The following is a 17,094-nucleotide window of genomic DNA, read 5'->3' on the forward strand; positions in this document are numbered from 1 at the left end:
CCTCCCAGGGGATTCGAAGGGGTGGTAGGGGCGGGTTCAGGCCTCGCGCACCAGCGCGACGCCTCGGGCCGGCAGGTCGACGAAGGTGGACTCCGGCCCGTCGGTGAGCAGGTCACGGCCGGGGCGGGGCAGCGGCACCCGGACCGCCTCCCGGCTGTGGTTGAGCAGGAACAGCGTGCTCGTCGCGTCGGTGGCGACCCGGCGGACCGCCTCGACCTGTGCCGGCAGGTCGGGCAGCACCGGTTGTACCCCGGCGGCGGTGACGGCCGCGTCGACGACCGCCGTCATGCCGGGCTCGTCGAGCCGGGTGGCGAGGTACCAGACGACACCGCGGCCGAGCCGGTGGCGCAGGATGGCCGGGCGGCCGGCGAGTTCGCCGTCGTCGAAGGTGCCCAGCACCTCGGCGCTGTCGGGTACGACCACCTCGGACCAGAGCCGGCCGGTCGTGGTGCCCCCGCCGAGGGCGCCGGCGAGCCGGACCGGCAGCGACCCGCCCTCCGGCAGTGGCCACCACTCCTTGACACGCGCGCCGACCAGCTCCCGTAGTGGCCCCGGGTAGTCGCCGTCGTGCACCCGGTCGCAGTCGTCGACGATCCCGCTGAAGAACGACAGCAGCAGGTGACCACCGTTGTGCACGTACCGGCGCAGGTTCTGCGCCGCCTCCTCGGTCACCAGGTAGAGGTTCGGCACGACCACGAGACGGTAGCCGCCGAGGTCGGCTGTCGAGGGCACGACGTCGCAGGTGATGCCCGCCCAGTGCAGCGGTGTGTAGTGGGCCAGCAGGGCCTCGCGCATGGTCACGTCGACCGACGGGTGGGAGTCGAGTTCCAACGCCCACCACGACGGCCAGTCCAGGATCAGGGCGGTCTCGGCCGGCACCTGACCGCCGGCGAGTTCGGGATGAGCGGCGAGTTCGGCGCCGAGGGCCGCGACCTCCCGGAAGGTGCGGTGCTGCGGGCCGGCGTGCGGCACCATCGCGGCGTGGTACTTCTCGGCGCCACCTCGGGACTGCCGCCACTGGAAGAACATCACCGCGTCCGCGCCCCGGGCGACGGCCTGCCAGCTACCCAGCCGCATGGCGCCCGGCGGCTTCGGTGCGTTGCGGGGCCGCCAGTTGACCGCGCTGGGCGACTGTTCCATCAGCAGCCAGGGCCGTCCGCCCTTGAGTGAACGCAGCAGGTCGTAAATGAACGCGGACTCGACGTGGGATTCCGGCTCGGCCGGGTCCGGATAGGCGTCGACGCTGGCAACATCGACGTACGGGGCCCACGCCCAGAAGTCGACCGGCTTCCACAGGCCGCAGAAGTTCGTGGTCACCGGCACGTCGGGGGTGATCTGCCGCAACACCTCGACCTCGGCGCGGTAGCAGGCGAGCATCGCGTCGGAGCTGAACCGGGCGTAGTCGAGTTGCTGTGCCGGGTTGGGAAACGTCGGCGCGGTACGCGGGGGCAGCACCTGGTCGAAGTCGTCGTAGCGTTGGGACCAGAACGTCGTCGACCATGCCTCGTTGAGCGAGGCGACGTCGCCGTAGCGTCGGGTCAACCAGTGGCGGAAGTCCTCGGCGCTGACGTCGCAGTGGCACTCGGCCACGTGTACGCCGTACTCGTTGCCCACGTGCCAGATGGCCAGGGCCGGATGGTGGGCGTAGCGCCGGGCCACCTGCTCGGCCAGGCGGACGGCGTGCTGCCGGTAGACCGGGCTGGAGGGACAGTAGTGCTGACGGCCGCCCGGCCACAGCCGGGTTCCGTCGGCCCGCACCGGCAGAATGTGCGGGTAGCGCTGGGACAGCCAGGGCGGTGGTGAGGCCGTCATGGTGGCCAGCGAGACGGCGATCCCGACGGCGTGCAGGTCGTCGAGCACCCGGTCGAACAGGTCGAAGTGGAACTCGCCGGGGCGCGGCTCGACCTCGGCCCAGCCGAAGATGCCGACGCTGACCAGGTCGACGTTCGCGACGCGCATCAGCGCCGGGTCCTCGGCACGGATGGCAGCCGGCCACTGCTCGGGGTTGTAGTCACCGCCGTAGCCGATCTTGCCCAGCCGCCGACGCAACGTCTCCTCACGGCGCCGTGGCGCCGCCGTCCGGTCGGCGCTCACCCCTTCAGGCTCCCTTCGGTCAGGCCGCCGCGCCAGAATCGCTGGAGCACGACGATCGCGACCATCAGCGGCAGGACCGACAGGAAGGCGCCGCCGACGGTGAGCTGGTACAGCTCGGGCTGCCGGTCGGCGAAGGACTGCCAGGAGGTGAGACCGAGGGTGACCGGATAGAGCTTCGGATCGGAGAGCATCACCAGCGGAAGGAAGTAGTTGTTCCAGATCCCGACGAACTGGAACAGGAAGATGGTCACCAGTGCCGGCGACATGATGCGAAGCACCAGGGTGGTGAAGATGCGCCGCTCCCCCGCCCCGTCGATGCGGGCCGATTCCAGCAGCTCGTCGGGGACGGTGGTGGCGGCGTACATCCGGCACAGGTAGACCCCGAAGGGGCTGACCACCGACGGGAGCAGCACCGCCCAGTAGGTGTTGGCGAGGCCGACCTTGCTGAACATCAGGAACAGCGGCAGGGCGAGCGCGGTGCCCGGAATGAGCACTCCGGCGAGGATCACGTTGAACACCGCTTCCCGGCCAGGGAACCGGTACTTCGCGAGGGCGTATCCGGCCATCGCGGCGAGCAGGGTCGCCACGGCCGCGCCCACGCCGGCGTAGAGCACGCTGTTGAGCACCCAGCGCAGGTAGATGCCGCCGTCGTGGGTGAGTACGCGGGTGAGGTTGTCGAGCAGACGGGGTTCGGCGAACCACAGCCCGAAGGTGCCGAACAGGTCGCCGGTGGACTTGGTCGCTGCGATGACGAGCCAGTAGACCGGGAGCAGGAAGTACAGCGCGAAGACGGTGAGCAGGCCGACCACGAGGATCTTCCAGCCGGCCGCGGGTCCCCGCTGGCGACGCCGTCGGGCCGTGACCGGTGACGGCGAGGTGGTCGGCTGCTCCGACCGCGGTTCGACCAGGGTGGTCATCGGTCGTCTCCCTTGCGTCCGACGAGGTGGAGGAAGCCGAAGGACAGCACGCACGCGGCCACTGCGAGGAGGACCGACTGGGCGGCGGCGAGGCTGTAGCTGTTGTTGACGAACGCCTGGGTGTACGCGGCCAGGTTCGGCGTGTACGAGGTGTTGATCGCGGTCGAGACCGGCCTGAGCACTAGCGGCTCGGCGAACAGTTGCAGGGTGCCGATGATGGTGAAGACGGTGGTGAGCACGATCGCCGGCCGGATGAGCGGGAGCTTGACGTACCGGATGGTGTGCCAGGCGTTGGCCCCGTCGATCCGGGCGGCCTCGTACAGGTCGGTGTTGATCGACTTGAGTTGGGCGACCACAACGAGCATGTTGTAGCCGGCGAACTCCCAGGTGACGATGTTGGCGATCGCCCAGAGGACACTGCCGGAGCCGAGGAAGTCGGCGTCCAGCCCGACCGAGTCGAGCAGGTCGACGATCGGACTGACCCCGGGGACGTAGAGGAATCCCCAGAGGATCGAGGCGATCACACCGGGCACCCCGTACGGCAGGAAGTAGGCGCTGCGGAACAGCGGCACCCCCCGGGCCGCTGCGGCGTCGAGCAGCAGGGCGAGCAGGATGGCCAGGGCGATCATCACCGGGACCTGCACCGTTGCGAAGATCAGGACGCGCAGGACGCTGTCGGTGAAGGCGTTGTCGGTGAGGGCGGCCTGGTAGTTCGACAGCCCGGCGAAGACCGTCCGGGAGCCCCCGAGCCCGAGCGGTCCGGTGCGTTGCACGGTGAGCAGGCTCTGGTAGATCGCGTAGCCGATCGGCAGGACGAAGAAGGCCGCGAACAGCAGGACGAAGGGCGCCAGGAACCCGGCTGCGGCCCTGCGGTCCGATCGGGATGTACGCATGCAAGCCCCCAGGTGGTCGGTGGTGGACGGGGTGTGACGGCCCGGCGCCGGTGCCCGTCGGTCGCTCGACGGGCACCGGCACCCTGGTCAGCCGGCCTGGACCTTGAGCCCCTTGGCCTTGAGGTCCGCCTCGGTCTTGGCCTGGGCCGCCTCCACCGCGTCCAGGAAGGTGCCCTGGCCCGCGATCGCCTTCTGGAAGCCGTCGTTGAGATGCTGGTAGGTCGCCGCCGTGGTCGGGACCCAGGACCAGTCCTTGTCGACGGCCTTGTCGGCCTCGGCGAAGATGTCGTTGATCTCCTGGCCGCCGAAGAAGTCGTACTTGCGGTCGAGGGCCGAGCCCTCCAGCGCGTCCTTGGCGGCGGGCCAGCCGTAGCCGCCCTCGATCAGCAGGTTGATGCTCTCCGGGGCGGTGTTCAACCACACGGCGAACTCCTTGGCCTCCTTCGGGTACCTGGCGCCCTTGAGTACCGCGGTGGACGATCCGCCCCAGTTCGACGAGGTGAAGGGCTGACCTTCCCACTGCGGCATGGGCGCCACCCGCCACTTGCCGGCCGTCTTCGGCGCGTTCCCGGACAGGATGGCGTCACCCCACTGGGCGCTCACCCACCCGACGACCGCCCCCTCCTGGAGGTCCTTGTACCAGCCGTTGGCGAAGTCCGGCTCCGTCTTGACCAGCTTCTCCCGGACCATGCCGTCCCAGTACTCGGCGACCTTCCGGGTCTCCGGGTTGTTGATGTTGACGGTCCAGCTCTCGCCGTCGACACCGAACCACTTCCCGCCTGCCTGCCACGCCAGCGCGGTGAACCAGGCGGAGTTGCCCGGCGGGAAGGTCGAGATGTACGCCTTGGGATCCTTGCTCCGGATTGTCTGCGCCGCCTGCCGGAACTCGGTCCACGTCTTCGGCGGCTGGATTCCCCACTTGTCGAACAGGTCCTGACGGTAGAAGAAGCCCATCGGTCCGGAGGCCTGCGGGATCGCGTAGACGGCGTCGCCGAAGACGCCCTGCTTCCACTGCCACTCGACGAACTTGCCGGCGTCGTCCTTCGCGCCGTACTTCGACAGGTCGACCAGGTTGTTCTCCAGCAGGAAGCCGGGGATCTCCTGGTACTCCACCTGAGCCAGGTCCGGTGCGCCGCTACCGGCCTTGAGCGCGGCCAGCATCTTGGCGTACCCGCCGGAACTGCCCGACGGGATCTTCTCCAGCTTGACCTGGACCTCCGGGTTCTTCGAGTTCCACAGGGCGACCGCCTTGTCCACTCCGGGAACCCAGGACCAGAAGGTCATCTCGATCTTTTCGCCCGGCTTGCGTCCACCGGCGGCCGCGCCGTCGTCGGACGAGGTGGAGCCCGACCCACAGCCGGTCAGCGCCATGGTGAGCACCAGACCGACCAGCAAAAATCTCCGGCCCCGCCGGAGACCGCGCAGTTGCCTCATCTTGTCTCCTCACTCCACGCTCGCCGTCGACTGCCGGGCGGGCGTCCGAGCCGACCGCGGGTAAAGCCGCAGCTCTCCGGCGGTCGGGCGGTCATGTTTCGGCTTTGTTGCTTGGCAGGGAGCCTGATGGCTGCCACCGCAGGTGTCAAGAACTAGTCATAAAAAATGCATTCATCTAGAGTGGGGCAGCGTTCGACCTACGACGGCCGGACAGAGGAGAGTGACTGTGAGTGCGGATACGAACACCGCAGCGGCTCGGACCATCACACCCGGCCGGTTCGACGGTCGGGTCGCCGTGGTGACCGGCGCCGCATCCGGGATCGGCGCGGCCACGGCCCGCCGACTCGCCGCCGAAGGCGCCTCGGTCGTCCTGACCGACGTCGATCCTGCTGTCGAACAGGTCGCCATCGAGATCCGCAAGGCCGACGGCCGCGCCCAGGCGCTCCTCGCCGACGCCGGCGACGAACGGCGATGGTCCGAGGTCGTCGCGCACGCGGAGCGTCTCGGTGGAGTCGACGTGCTGGTCAGCAACGCCTTCACCGTGGACGTCGCTCCAGCCGGCGAGCTCAGCCTCGCCTCGTGGAACCGGCAACTCGCGGTCAACCTCGGTGCGGCCTTCCTCGGATTCCGCGCCTGCCTGCCCGGCCTGGGCGCCTCGACGGCAACCGGCGGCGGCGCTGCCGTCCTGGTGTCCTCGGTGCACGCGAGCGTCGGCGTACCCGGCCATCCGGCCTACGCGGCGGCCAAGGGAGGACTGACCGCCCTCGCCCGTCAGCTCGCCGTCGACTACGGTCCAGCGATACGCGTGAACAGCGTGCTACCGGGGCCGGTGCTGAGCCGGGCGTGGGACCGGGTCAACGAGGCCGACCGGCGCAAGAGTGTTGATGCCACAGTGGTCAAACGCTTCGGCGATCCGGCCGAGGTCGCCGCGAGCATCGCCTTCCTCGCCTCGGGCGAGGCCTCCTTCGTCACGGGCGCGAGTCTCGTGGTGGACGGCGGCTGGAGCGTCGTGAAGGACTCGGCATGATCGGGGAAAACATGATCAGGAAAAGGACCGCCGGCGGCTACCAGGGACGCGGCCTGCACGGTGAGGTGGTCGAACTGCTGGGCCGACGCATCCTGTCGGGCGAGCTCAACGACGGCGAGACCCTCGACGTACCCGGACTGGAGCAGGAACTCGACATCAGCAGGAGCGTGCTCCGCGAGGCGCTGCGAGTGCTCAAGGCCAAGGGACTGGTCGACGCCCGGCCGAAGCGCGGCACCTTCGTGCAGCCCCGCACCGAGTGGCGGCTGCTCGACCCCGACGTCGTCCGCTGGCAGTTCGAGGGTCGCGACGACAGCCAGTTCCTCGACGACCTCGCCGAAATGCGCGGCATCATCGAGCCGGCCGGCGCCCGGCTGGCCGCACTGCGCCGTACCGACGAGGACATCGCCGCGTTGGAGCAGGCCATCGACCTGATGTCCGCTGCCGCACACGGCGACGGCGACGCCGTCGACGCCGACATCGCGTTCCACCGTGCCCTGCTCGCCGCCACCCACAACGAGTTGCTGGTACGCATGGAGGTCGTGCTGGAGACCGGGCTCGCCGCCCGGGACCGGCTGGTCCACGGCGCCATGCACGACGACGACCCCACGCCAGCCCACGCGGCCGTGCTCGACGCCGTCAAAGCCGGCGACCCGGAGGCGGCCGCCGCCGCCGCAGGCGAACTGCTGGCGAAGTCGCGGCGCGACATCGAGCGGGCCCGCGGTGCGAACCCGGGGACAGCGCCGTGAAGATCACCTCGGTGGAGACGTTCCTCGTCCCCCCGCGATGGCTGTTCTGCCGGATCGAGACCGACGAGGGCGTCGTCGGCTGGGGGGAGCCGGTGGTCGAGGGACGCGCCGCCACCGTACGTACCGCCGTCGACGAACTCGCCGAACTGCTCGTCGGCGCGGATCCGCTGCGCATCGAGGACCACTGGCAGGTGCTCAGCAAGGGCGGGTTCTACCGGGGCGGTCCCGTGCTCTCCAGCGCCGTGGCCGGACTCGACCAAGCACTGTGGGACATCGCCGGGAAGGTCCGCGACGCGCCTGTACACGAACTGCTCGGCGGTCCGGTGCGGGACCGGACGCGCGTGTACTCGTGGGTCGGCGGCGACGAGCCCGCCGAACTGGAGGACGCCGTCCAGGCACAGGTGGAGGCCGGCTTCACAGCGATCAAGATGAACGCATCCGGACGGCTCGGCCCGATCGCCTCCCCCGCCGAGATCGACGCGGTGGTCAACCGGGTCGCCGCCGCCCGGGCGGTGCTCGGCGCCGAGCGGGACGTGGCGGTCGACTTCCACGGCCGGGTGAGCATGGCCAACGCCCGCCGCATCCTGCCCCTGCTGGAGCAGTTCTGCCCGCTCTTCGTCGAGGAACCGCTGCTGCCGACCGAACTGCACCAGTTGCCGCAGGTCGTATCCGCCTCGTCGGTGCCGATCGCCACCGGGGAGCGAATGTACTCACGGTGGGACTTCCGACCGGTCTTCGACACCGGGGTGGCCGTGGTGCAGCCCGACCTCAGCCACGCCGGCGGCATCTCGGAGGTACGCCGGATCGCGGCCATGGCGGAGGTGCACGGAGTCAGCATGGCCCCGCACTGCCCGTTGGGACCGATCGCACTGGCCGCCAGCCTGCAGATCGCGTTCTCCACGCCCAACTTCCTGATTCAGGAGCAGAGCCTGGGCATCCACTACAACGCCGGCAACGACCTGCTCGACTACCTGGTGGACCCGTCGGTCTTCCGCTTCGTCGACGGGTACGTGCACCGGACCGAGCGGCCCGGCCTGGGCATCGAAATCGACGAGGCGGCGGTACGCCGGGCCGACGCGCGGGGACACGCCTGGCGCTCCCCCGTGTGGCGCCACGACGACGGCAGTTTCGCCGAATGGTAAGGAGACGACCGGTGGACCTGATGCAACGACTGCGACGCCGACGACTACTCGCCATCGTGCGGGGCACCGACCCGCAGGCCGCCCTGGCCAGCGTGCACGTCCTCGCCGAGGAGGGCGTCGACCTGGTGGAGGTCTCCCTGACCGGCGTTGACGCGCTATCGGTGATCCGGCGCGCCGCCGCCAGCCTGAACGACGTGCGCGGGCTGGGCGCCGGCACGGTGCTGACCGCCCGCGACGCCGCCGCGGCCGTCGAGGCCGGGGCGACGTACCTGGTCACCCCCGGGGTGACGTCAGGCGTACAGGAAGGAGTGCGGCTGGGGGTGCCGGTGCTTGTCGGAGCGCTGACGCCCACGGAGGTGGCCGCCGCCATGGACCTCGGGGCAACCGCGGTGAAGCTCTTTCCCGCCGACCGGATGGGCGGCCCGGAGTACCTACGCGCGCTCCGCGGCCCCTTCCCCGACGTGCCATTCGTGCCCGTCGGTGGGGTGGGAACCGACGCGGCACCGGGCTGGCTGGACGCCGGCGCGGTCGCCGTCGGCGTCGGCGGCCCGCTGCTGGGAGACGCCGCCAACGGCGGTGACCTCACGGCACTGCGCGAGCGGGCCCGCGCCCTGCGCGCCGCGGTGACTCCGTCCCGCAGCACCGGCGGCGCCCCGTGATCGCTGACGTGCTGACCATCGGTGAGGCGATGGCGGCGCTGTACAGCGACCACCCGCTGCGCCTCGGGGGCGAACTGCGGTTGTCGGTGGCGGGAGCGGAAACGAACGTGGCCATCGGGTTGGCCCGGCTCGGACACCGGGTGCGGTGGAGCGGGCGTGTCGGCGACGACGAGTTGGGTGCCCTGGTGCAGCGCACACTCCGTGCCGAGCAGGTCGACATCACCGACGCGGTAGTTGCCCCGGGCGAACCCACCGGGATGCTGCTCTTCGACCGCGCGCCGGGCGGTGCCACCCGGGTCCACTACCGACGGGCCGGCTCGGCCGCCTCCCGGCTCACCCCCGAGGACATCTCCCCCGCGATGGCTCACGGTGCCCGGGTCCTGCACGTCACCGGCATCACCCCGGCCCTGGGCGCGAGCCCGGCGGCGGCGATCCGGTACGCGATCGCGCAGGCCAGGGCCACCGGCACGAGCGTCTGCCTCGACGTCAACTACCGGTCCACGCTGTGGCCCGCCGAGCAGGCCACACCGGTGCTGCGCGAACTGTCGACCGGCGTGGACGTGCTCGTCGCATCCGAGGAGGAACTGCCACTCGCCGCCGAGGGCGACGGCGAGGCATCCCAGGTGACGGCGCTGCTCGCCGCCGGCGTACGCGAAGTGGTGGTCAAGCGCGGCGGGCGCGGAGCCTCGGCGTACACCCGGCAGGGACGGCACGACATCTCAGCCCGAGCCGTCGACGTGGTCAACACCGTGGGAGCGGGCGACGCCTTCACCGCCGGCTACCTCTCCGCATTGCTGGACGGGGCACCGGTGGCGCAGCGATTGGACCGAGGGGCGGCTCTCGGGGCGGCGGCGGTGGCGTCGACCGGTGACTGGGAAGGGCTACCCTCCCGGGCCGAACTGCACGGGGTGGGCCGACCGACGCAGGAGGCACTGCGATGAAGACGAGCGACGCGCTGTTGTGGAGCCCGGCGGGCTTGGAGCTGGGTGAGGGGCCGCGTTGGGTGGACGGTCGTCTGGTGCTGGTCGACATCCTCTCCGGCACCCTGCTGGAGGCCGACGGTCCGCACCCTGGCGACCTGCGTCCGACCAACAGGCTGGAGATACCGCTGGGCGCCGTCGCCCCGGTCGCCGGGCAGCCCGGCAGGTGGATCGCCGCCGCCGGGACCGGCGTGGCGCTGCTCGATCCAGGTGGAGTCCTCACCTGGCTGGGCCGTCCGGTCGGGGACGGGCCGATCCCCCGCCGCATGAACGACGGGGTGTGCGACCCGGCGGGACGGTTCTGGGCGGGCTGCATGGCCTGGGACGGTCATCCCGGCGCCGGCGCTCTCTACCGGACCGGGACGCAGGGACAGCTCGAACAGGTCCTCGACGGGCTGAGCATCCCCAACGGTCCGGCCTTCAGCACCGACGGCACGATCATGTACCTGGCTGACAGCGCACAGGGACTGGTGCTGCGGTTCCCGGTCGACCCGACCAGCGGCGACCTCGGCGACCCGGTGACGTTCGTCGTGACCCACGACGGGAGCCCGGACGGCATGACGGTCGACGTGGCCGGCAACCTGTGGGTGGCCGTGTGGGGGGCGGGCGAGGTCCGCCGTTACAGCCCGCAGGGGCGGCACGACCGCACCGTCCGGGTCCCGGCCCCGCAACCGACGGCGCCATGCCTGGGTGGCCCGGACGGCACCCGACTCTACGTCACCACCGCCCGCTATGGGCTGCCGCCGAAAACCTACGGCCACTCCGGCGGCATCTTCGTCGCGGAGGTCGACATGCCGGGCATTCCGGCGGCCGCCTACGGCGGCGTTCTGCCGGACGCGGGCTGACTCAGGCGGCGACGCCCAACACGATCCTCGCGCTGACGGCACTGTTCGCCCCCAGCGCTGCCGCCGCCCGGTGGAACTGGAACCGCGGTGTGGGGCAGGCTCACCAGAACCTGCCCCACACCGGCGCCACTCGGGCTGGACATCAGCGCCAGCTGATGTCCGATTCCTTGTAGAGGCAGTGCTTCGAGTCCGGGCCGGAGCCCAGTTCCTTCGGCTCCTTGCCCTTCTTGACGCCCTCGAATCGGGTGCAGATCTTCGTCTTCTTCTTCTTGTCGTCCAGCACCGTGATGTTGGAGAACCGGGCGGTGTCGCCCCAGTTGGAGTTGATCCCGACGATGCTCTTCACCTTCTTCGCGGTCACGTTCTGGAGCACCACGTGCCGCTGGAAGGACTGGGAGCAGTTGCCGCAGGCCCGGTAGAGCTTGCCGGCGTTCTCCACCTGGAAGTTCTTGATGGTCACCGTGCCGGAGCCGTTGTGCTGGAACACCTTGTCGCTGGCCGAGCGGGCCCCGCCGCCGTCCACCGTGTACGCGCTGCCACCGCGGAAGGTCGCCGCGTCCTCTCCGACGTCCTCCCACCAGACGTTGATCAGGGTGCAGTTGCCCTCGCAGTGCACGCCGTCACCGGCCGGGGCGCCGATGATCACGTTCTTCAGGGTGGCACCGGCGGCCAACTCGAACATCGCGTCCTGGCTCTCGCCCTGGCCGCCGTCACCGATGCCGTAGTAACGCTTCAGGCCACCGTCGAGGGTGCCGGAGACCTTGATGGTGGAGTTGACTTTCTGGCTGCCCTTGGGCGACGGCCAGGACGCCAGCTGCGCGCTCGGCGCGGCCTGGGCGGCGGCGGGCGCGGGCTGCGCCACCGTGTCGGTCGCCGACGGTGCCGCGGTCGCCGCGGGGCCGAGGCCCCCGACGAGGGTCGCGGCGAGGGCGAGAGCGCCGACGGCTGCCCATCCTCGCCGTAGACGGTTCTGTGTGGAGCGCACGGATTCCTCCTCGTGCCGGGGTGGACCGGAACGACGCGCGGGGCCGGTTGCGGCGGCCAGGACGGAGCACGCCGTTCCGTCGGGAGATATGTGACGTTCCTCCCGAGGAAAGGGCTTTCCTGGGCTTCGACGCTAGGCCTGGCGTCCACGATTGTCAATGGAGAGCAGCATCCGGCAGGAGTGGGTCCGACATCTCTGGGCACCCGGTCCACCAGAAGCCGCTGGCCAGGTCGAATCGAATCGAATCGACAAGATCGGAAATGGGCTGGCGGCGTTGACGCGGCGCCGGCACGGCGTAACCCTATATGGGCTCCTCATTGCGGTCCCAGATCTACCACGGCACCGCATACTGCAGCCTGCGCACCACCGGCACCGGAAAGAAGAGCCGGGGCAGCACCATCGCGCTCTGGATCCGACGCTACGACAGCGCCCAACAGGCCATCGACTTCCACCAAGCCCACCAACCCGCGTCCCTGACTCCCACCGGTCCGGGAGGGGTGACGCTCGACGTCGACGCGCTCGACTGGGCCTATCAGCCGCCAGCGAACGGCCAGGACGGCATACACACCCTGCGCGTCGTCGCCAGCAACCTCTACCTCTACCTCGACATCACCGGCTACTCAGACAACCCGACCCCCCTCATCGACACAGAACTGGCAGCCACCATCGCCGAGTTCCTCCAAGCCACCCTCATCACCCTGCGGAACTAATGCCACCCGGGGTCTCAGCTCGCGAGACTCGCACCGCCGCCAGCGCTTGCTCGACCGTGGGGTGACTCGTGGATTCGTGGCGAGCAATCGAGCATCATCGAAGGCGGCTCAGGGGACCAACATAGGGCGACGGCACCTCCGGCAATCAACCCGGGCCGAGTGGTGGGTGCAGTTGCGTGCCCGTTTGCTGCCGGGGGCTGTTCATCGCCATTTAGCGCACCGGCTACTCCCAGCTTGCTCCGGTGATCAGCAAGTGTCAGCGAGCCGCATAGGAGCGGGACCGACCGGCGATGCCCGGATCGCGATCCGGATCAGGTTGCCGACGGTGGGATCAGTGGCGCAGTGCAGTCCGAGGTCGGTGATGCGCCCATCGCGGGCGTTCCATTCACGCGCGCCGTCGTCGTGGCCGAGGATCGCTCCCAAGGCGTCGATCGTCGGCTTCCAGAGATTCGGCCAGGCCCGGTGGGGCCCGACAACGAAGCCGATCTGAAGCGCAACGCCGCCGTCCGGCAGCGGGTTGGCAGTCGTGATCTGGTCACGGATCTGTTCCTTGTACGCGTTAGTGCTCGCCGATGCCGTCGTCGTTGCGTCGAACACGTACATCCCGAGAGGATCATCGATCGGAATGGCCGGACAGATCGCCACCGAGGATGTCGGCGCGTGACGCTTGGTCGCCCATACCGAGACGAAGTGGCGCCCCGTCCGGCTCGTCAGCTTCGGAACCAGCGGAAACAGGTAGTTGTCCAAGTCGTGGGAGGCGTATAGCGGCGCCGTGTCCGCCAGCCCGACGTCCAGCCGCAGCGCGAGAGGGCCGGCCGTGCTCGTCACCTGCTCGGCGACGAGGGTGCAGACATCGTCGATGAAGGCTGACGATCGTGCCTGACCGGGCGAGCCGGCGGGATCCCCGCTCGCCACCGCTGGGGCGACGCTCAACACGCAGCGCCCGGCCTCGGGTCGCGCGTAGAAGGAAGGCTCAACCACGGACGGACTGCAGCGCCGGCGTGGGACAACTTCGAGCCGTGTCACGGCCGCGGCTCAGGTTCGTCGGGCAAATGCGCCTTACATCCGGCACTAACGCAGTTGGCCGCCTCGTGGGCGGTGGCTGCGCGATCTCGTGTCGACGCAGACCTCGTAAGAACCGCTGGCAGCGTCGCTACGGTTCTCGGCGCAAGCAGGCACTGACATGAGGAATCTCTCACCGATCGGGGCATACCAAATCATGAACGGCGATCCGTCAGGACTAATGACAGATGCGTCGGAAAAATGAACAAGGCCGGGTAGATGGTCGAAAACGATAGATGTAGCTTCCCCGCGAACGGCGCTCAGGTGGCGGCGGAGAAACAACCCGCCGGTGCGGAGCGCCACGAAGGGGAGGCGACGCACGGGTGCACCAACGAACGAAAATTCGACAATTCCGCTGGTCGACTGCTGGGGTGGCTTTGGTGGTCGCGGCGGCCCTGCTTCCTGCCTCGGCAGCCGCGGCGGATCCTCGTCCAGGACCCACCGGCCCGACCCCCAGCCGGCCCGGCCCCACCAGTGAGCCCGTGGCCATCAGCAGTGGGTTCGGTGAGGCCGGCATGGTCTGGCACGTCGGCGGGAACGGCACGGCGGACGGCTCACCGGTGACCATCGCCGAGTACCAGGTAGGGCTGACTGGCGCGGCGGTGGCCCGGCAGCGCTGGATGTTCGACCCGGTTGCGGGTAAGACGTTCGTGTTCTCGATACGGAACCCGGCCACGGGAAAATGTCTTGCCCGGGCCAATGACACCGTGACCTCCACCATCGTCATCACCGGCTGCGCCGCTTCGGCTCGTCAACAGTGGTCGGTGCCCTCGCAGGCCACCGACCGCGGCAACGACAGAGGGTTCCGGGTCGTCAGCGTGACCGGCGGTCGGTGCGTCGAGACCGGCGAGGCGGAGATGGACCCGGAGTTGGCGTCGGCGGTCACCCCGCCGTTGCAGCTCGGGCCGTGCGACGACAACTCCTTTCACACCTGGCAGCGGTGGCAGGTGCGCACCGGTGTGGACGGGTGCGCGGTGCGTACCCGGGAGTGGCAGGTGCTCGGCCGGATGTGCGTGGCGGCCGGTGAGAACATGCAGGGCTTCATGTCCGCGTGGCGCAACGAGAGCCTGACTGTCGGCTACCAGAAGCCGGAGGAGTGGCTGCTGAGCAACACCGCCCGCGCGTACCTGGGCATCCAGCCGATCGACGCGCAGGGCGGCAACAGCCGAGGCGGCAACGTCGAGTTTGGTTGGCAGGCCGACGGCCCGGCCCGCTACGACGGCAGCACCGCCTACAGCGCGTACTGGTTGGAGAGCGGTAACGGTCGCGAGGAGTACCACGCCGTGCCGGGCAGCTGGGACGGCGGCGTCGACAACGGCTCCCGCACCGCCGATCGGCAGATGCACACCTACCTGCTGCTGGGCACCGGCAATGCCGGTCAGTGGGACGTGCTCTACGACTACAACCCGGTCGGCACCACGACGCTGCAGCAGGGCGGCCGGCTGCGTACCGGTGAGGTCGGGATGTACATCCGCAACCTGAACCTCACCAAGCTCGCCACGCCGCTGGAGTACCGCACTCAGTTGCTCACCGCCAACGGTCAGTGGCGCCGGCCGACCGTGGCGGAGACGGCCACCGGTGTGCAGAAGGTGTGCGGTGGACCGCCGGTCTACGAGGACTTCAGCGACGGTCAGGGCAACAACCAGCCGCCGTACTGTCTGGGACTCGCTCGGACCACGAAGCGTGACGCGCCGCAGCACGTCGAGGCGTTCCACGTCACCAAGCCCGCCCCCGCTGCGGCCACGACGGCGCCCCAGCCGGCCACGACGGCTCCGGCCGCCGCCGTGCACAACGGGGTGGACCAGCAGAGGCTGGCGGCGTGTCTGCAGCGCGACGCGTCCCGCTGTCTGACGGAGGTGCCAGGGCTGCAGGCGTGCGTGGCCGCTCGCAAGGTCTGCAACCTCACGGGTCGCCCCGCCGCCACCACGCGTGCCGCAGCCCGTCCGGCCATGACGCTCGACCAGGCCCGGGCTGCCGCCGCGCGTACCGTCAAGGCCGCCCGCGTCCCGGCGGTGGCCGGGCATTTCGCGGCGGTCCCGGTCCTCGGGGCCGACACGGTCGCCGCCCGAAACCTGCCCGGGGTACGGCTGCCCGCCGACGTGCGCGCCGACGAAGCCGTACACGTCGTCACCGGCGACGGCCCGGTACGCAGCCTCGGCGCCGACCCGTCGACCACCTACACCGGCTGGCGGCTTGTCTACCAGGCCAGCACGGGCGTGCTGCTGCACGGCTGCCTCGGCGCCGGCTGCACCGCCTGAAACGAGGACGACACCGATGAGGAGAACGCAGATGCGCACCACCGCACGGCGCGGCCTGACCACGCTGGCGACGGCGCTCGCGCTGGTTGTCACCGCCCTACCGGGCGTCGCCGCCGCCGACAGCCCCTCGGCGGCCTGGACGGTGACCAGCGCGCCGCCCGCGCTCGACCCGGCCGACGCGCTACGCCCCGCGCCCAGCGCGGCGCTGGCGCCGATCGCGCCGTCGCGCGCGACCCTAGCCGCCCCGGAGGACGACCTGCGGCGGGAGTGCCAGAACCGGCCGGAGGCCGAGACCAGGTACGGGTGGGCGAAGGACCGCTTCCTGCGCTGCTGGCGGGGCAACCGCAAGGTTGAACTGAAGAAGAACGACAGCCCGATCCCGGGCGGCGGCACCAAGCTCGCCGAGGTCGACTTCGACTACACCCTGCTCGGTGTCGCGCGCAACGGCAGCCGGCAGGTCGACTTCACCTTCACCTTCGACAAGTTCGAGCCGAGTGGCGGCCAGGAACGCAACATCTCCGACCTGCGTGTGGAGATCACCGGCTGCACTACCCAGATCGTCTGCGCCCCCAACCCCAGCGCCGCGACCCGCACCATCACCCAATGGGAACTGATGGACGACCGGAGTTTCGGCGCCACCTGGACCACTCCCGACAACACCGGCGAAGGCCTACTCAAGACGATCTCCGCCCCGGTCGGGCTGAACATGTCGATCGTCACCACCGGGCGCCCCGACGTGCGACCGTGGTCCGAGACCGGCATGGCCAGCGGCGCCACCGTGCGATTCGACTCCGCCGGCGCGAAGGCGGGCAAGCACCACGGCACGGTCTTCTCCGACGTGATACCCACCTTCAACCTCCGGGCGCTCGCCGCGCGCGATGGCCGCAGCGGTGAAGTCATGTACACCGTCCGCCACATCGAGGACGCTCTGCTGCGCCCGATCCGCACCTTCCCATCGTTTCCGTTCAAGAGCCCGCCTGGCCGATACCGAGCGGACGCGGGCTTGGACCAGCGGCCCCTGCACCGCCTATTCGACGACGCGATAACGGACAAGAACCGGGCCGCCGCGGGGAAGGTCTGCAACGACGTGTGGGGCGACCGGGCACGCGACCCCAACCTGGACTGCGACGAGTACCCCTTCGCCAGCACCCAGGAGGGCGCCTGGACGGCGACGAATCAGGCAACCCAGCCGTGGCACGGCTCAGCCCGGCTGATTCCCTCCGACGACAACCAAACCGCCGGCCGCGCGTATCTGAGTACCGCCTTCTATCAGGCCAACCGCCTGCTCGACTGGGACGCCTTCTACGTCCAGCCCTGACCGCATGATCGCGGGGGTGACGCC

15 protein-coding genes are annotated in these 17,094 nt (G+C 70.0%); 9 read left to right on the forward strand and 6 right to left on the reverse strand.

Annotation, left to right across the window (positions count from 1 at the left end; translation table 11 throughout):
- Positions 1-36: 36 nt before the first annotated feature.
- The 4 genes from GA0070614_RS02915 to GA0070614_RS02930 all read right to left on the reverse strand — a co-directional run bounded on the left by GA0070614_RS02915 (position 37) and on the right by GA0070614_RS02930 (position 5,299).
- Positions 37-2,094 (reverse strand): beta-galactosidase, encoded by a 2,058-nt coding sequence (locus tag GA0070614_RS02915; protein WP_197701510.1) that lies wholly within the window; start codon positions 2,092-2,094, stop codon positions 37-39.
- Positions 2,091-3,011: a carbohydrate ABC transporter permease gene (locus tag GA0070614_RS02920; protein WP_088974518.1), complete on the reverse strand. Its 921-nt coding sequence runs from the start codon at positions 3,009-3,011 to the stop codon at positions 2,091-2,093. The genes GA0070614_RS02915 and GA0070614_RS02920 overlap by 4 nt, the downstream gene beginning before the upstream one ends.
- Positions 3,008-3,904, reverse strand: a complete 897-nt coding sequence (locus GA0070614_RS02925) for a carbohydrate ABC transporter permease (protein ID WP_088974519.1) — start codon at positions 3,902-3,904, stop codon at positions 3,008-3,010. The genes GA0070614_RS02920 and GA0070614_RS02925 overlap by 4 nt, the downstream gene beginning before the upstream one ends.
- A gap of 87 nt (positions 3,905-3,991) precedes the next feature.
- The gene (locus tag GA0070614_RS02930; protein ID WP_197701412.1) at positions 3,992-5,299 is read right to left on the reverse strand and encodes an ABC transporter substrate-binding protein; all 1,308 of its coding nucleotides are present in this window, start codon (positions 5,297-5,299) and stop codon (positions 3,992-3,994) included.
- A 337-nt stretch (positions 5,300-5,636) separates the two neighbouring features.
- Here GA0070614_RS02930 and GA0070614_RS02935 point away from each other — a divergent pair, with 337 nt between their 5' ends.
- The 6 genes from GA0070614_RS02935 to GA0070614_RS02960 are packed head-to-tail and all read left to right on the forward strand — an operon-like array spanning position 5,637 to position 10,737.
- Positions 5,637-6,365, forward strand: a complete 729-nt coding sequence (locus GA0070614_RS02935; RefSeq protein ID WP_231933498.1) for an SDR family NAD(P)-dependent oxidoreductase — start codon at positions 5,637-5,639, stop codon at positions 6,363-6,365.
- An 11-nt stretch (positions 6,366-6,376) separates the two neighbouring features.
- Positions 6,377-7,111: a FadR/GntR family transcriptional regulator gene (locus GA0070614_RS02940; RefSeq protein ID WP_088979167.1), complete on the forward strand. Its 735-nt coding sequence runs from the start codon at positions 6,377-6,379 to the stop codon at positions 7,109-7,111.
- The gene (gene dgoD / locus GA0070614_RS02945) at positions 7,108-8,253 is read left to right on the forward strand and encodes a galactonate dehydratase (RefSeq protein WP_088974521.1); all 1,146 of its coding nucleotides are present in this window, start codon (positions 7,108-7,110) and stop codon (positions 8,251-8,253) included. Before GA0070614_RS02940 ends, dgoD begins: the two co-directional genes overlap by 4 nt.
- 20 nt (positions 8,254-8,273) lie before the next feature.
- On the forward strand, positions 8,274-8,912 hold the full coding sequence (locus tag GA0070614_RS02950; RefSeq protein WP_231933649.1) for a bifunctional 4-hydroxy-2-oxoglutarate aldolase/2-dehydro-3-deoxy-phosphogluconate aldolase: 639 nt from the start codon (positions 8,274-8,276) through the stop codon (positions 8,910-8,912).
- Positions 8,909-9,853, forward strand: coding sequence for a sugar kinase (locus GA0070614_RS02955; RefSeq protein WP_231933499.1), 945 nt, complete (start codon positions 8,909-8,911; stop codon positions 9,851-9,853). The genes GA0070614_RS02950 and GA0070614_RS02955 overlap by 4 nt, the downstream gene beginning before the upstream one ends.
- Entirely contained in the window at positions 9,850-10,737 is an 888-nt protein-coding gene (locus tag GA0070614_RS02960) for an SMP-30/gluconolactonase/LRE family protein (protein ID WP_088974523.1), read from the forward strand. The genes GA0070614_RS02955 and GA0070614_RS02960 overlap by 4 nt, the downstream gene beginning before the upstream one ends.
- A 142-nt stretch (positions 10,738-10,879) precedes the next feature.
- Here the strand turns inward: GA0070614_RS02960 and GA0070614_RS02965 are convergent, their stop codons facing one another.
- Complete coding sequence (locus GA0070614_RS02965) at positions 10,880-11,722, reverse strand: pectate lyase (protein WP_231933500.1); 843 nt, start codon at positions 11,720-11,722, stop codon at positions 10,880-10,882.
- Positions 11,723-12,039: 317 nt separating this feature from the next.
- Between GA0070614_RS02965 and GA0070614_RS02970 the strand changes: the two genes are divergently transcribed.
- Positions 12,040-12,432, forward strand: coding sequence for a hypothetical protein (locus GA0070614_RS02970; RefSeq protein WP_157744909.1), 393 nt, complete (start codon positions 12,040-12,042; stop codon positions 12,430-12,432).
- A 246-nt stretch (positions 12,433-12,678) separates the two neighbouring features.
- Here the strand turns inward: GA0070614_RS02970 and GA0070614_RS02975 are convergent, their stop codons facing one another.
- Positions 12,679-13,413, reverse strand: coding sequence for a hypothetical protein (locus GA0070614_RS02975; RefSeq protein WP_088974526.1), 735 nt, complete (start codon positions 13,411-13,413; stop codon positions 12,679-12,681).
- A gap of 563 nt (positions 13,414-13,976) precedes the next feature.
- On the opposite strand from GA0070614_RS02975, the gene GA0070614_RS02980 reads away from it, so the two are divergent.
- Together GA0070614_RS02980 and GA0070614_RS02985 are read left to right on the forward strand one after the other, a co-directional pair.
- A complete protein-coding gene (locus GA0070614_RS02980) occupies positions 13,977-15,752 on the forward strand; it encodes an RICIN domain-containing protein (RefSeq protein ID WP_088974527.1) in 1,776 nt (591 codons plus the stop codon).
- A gap of 31 nt (positions 15,753-15,783) precedes the next feature.
- Complete coding sequence (locus GA0070614_RS02985; RefSeq protein WP_157744910.1) at positions 15,784-17,070, forward strand: NucA/NucB deoxyribonuclease domain-containing protein; 1,287 nt, start codon at positions 15,784-15,786, stop codon at positions 17,068-17,070.
- Positions 17,071-17,094 lie beyond the last annotated feature (24 nt).

Origin of the sequence: Micromonospora coxensis, assembly GCF_900090295.1 — a bacterium.
Classification (GTDB): domain Bacteria; phylum Actinomycetota; class Actinomycetes; order Mycobacteriales; family Micromonosporaceae; genus Micromonospora; species Micromonospora coxensis.

Bases quoted from the DNA above. Each gene is read 5' to 3' on its own strand.
- GA0070614_RS02920 (WP_088974518.1), bottom strand. From the start codon at position 3,011: ATGACCACCCTGGTCGAACCGCGGTCGGAGCAGCCGACCACCTCGCCG.
- GA0070614_RS02925 (WP_088974519.1), bottom strand. From the start codon at position 3,904: ATGCGTACATCCCGATCGGACCGCAGGGCCGCAGCCGGGTTCCTGGCG.
- GA0070614_RS02940 (WP_088979167.1), top strand. From the start codon at position 6,377: ATGATCAGGAAAAGGACCGCCGGCGGCTACCAGGGACGCGGCCTGCAC.
- GA0070614_RS02950 (WP_231933649.1), top strand. From the start codon at position 8,274: ATGCAACGACTGCGACGCCGACGACTACTCGCCATCGTGCGGGGCACC.
- GA0070614_RS02960 (WP_088974523.1), top strand. From the start codon at position 9,850: ATGAAGACGAGCGACGCGCTGTTGTGGAGCCCGGCGGGCTTGGAGCTG.
- GA0070614_RS02985 (WP_157744910.1), top strand. From the start codon at position 15,784: ATGCGCACCACCGCACGGCGCGGCCTGACCACGCTGGCGACGGCGCTC.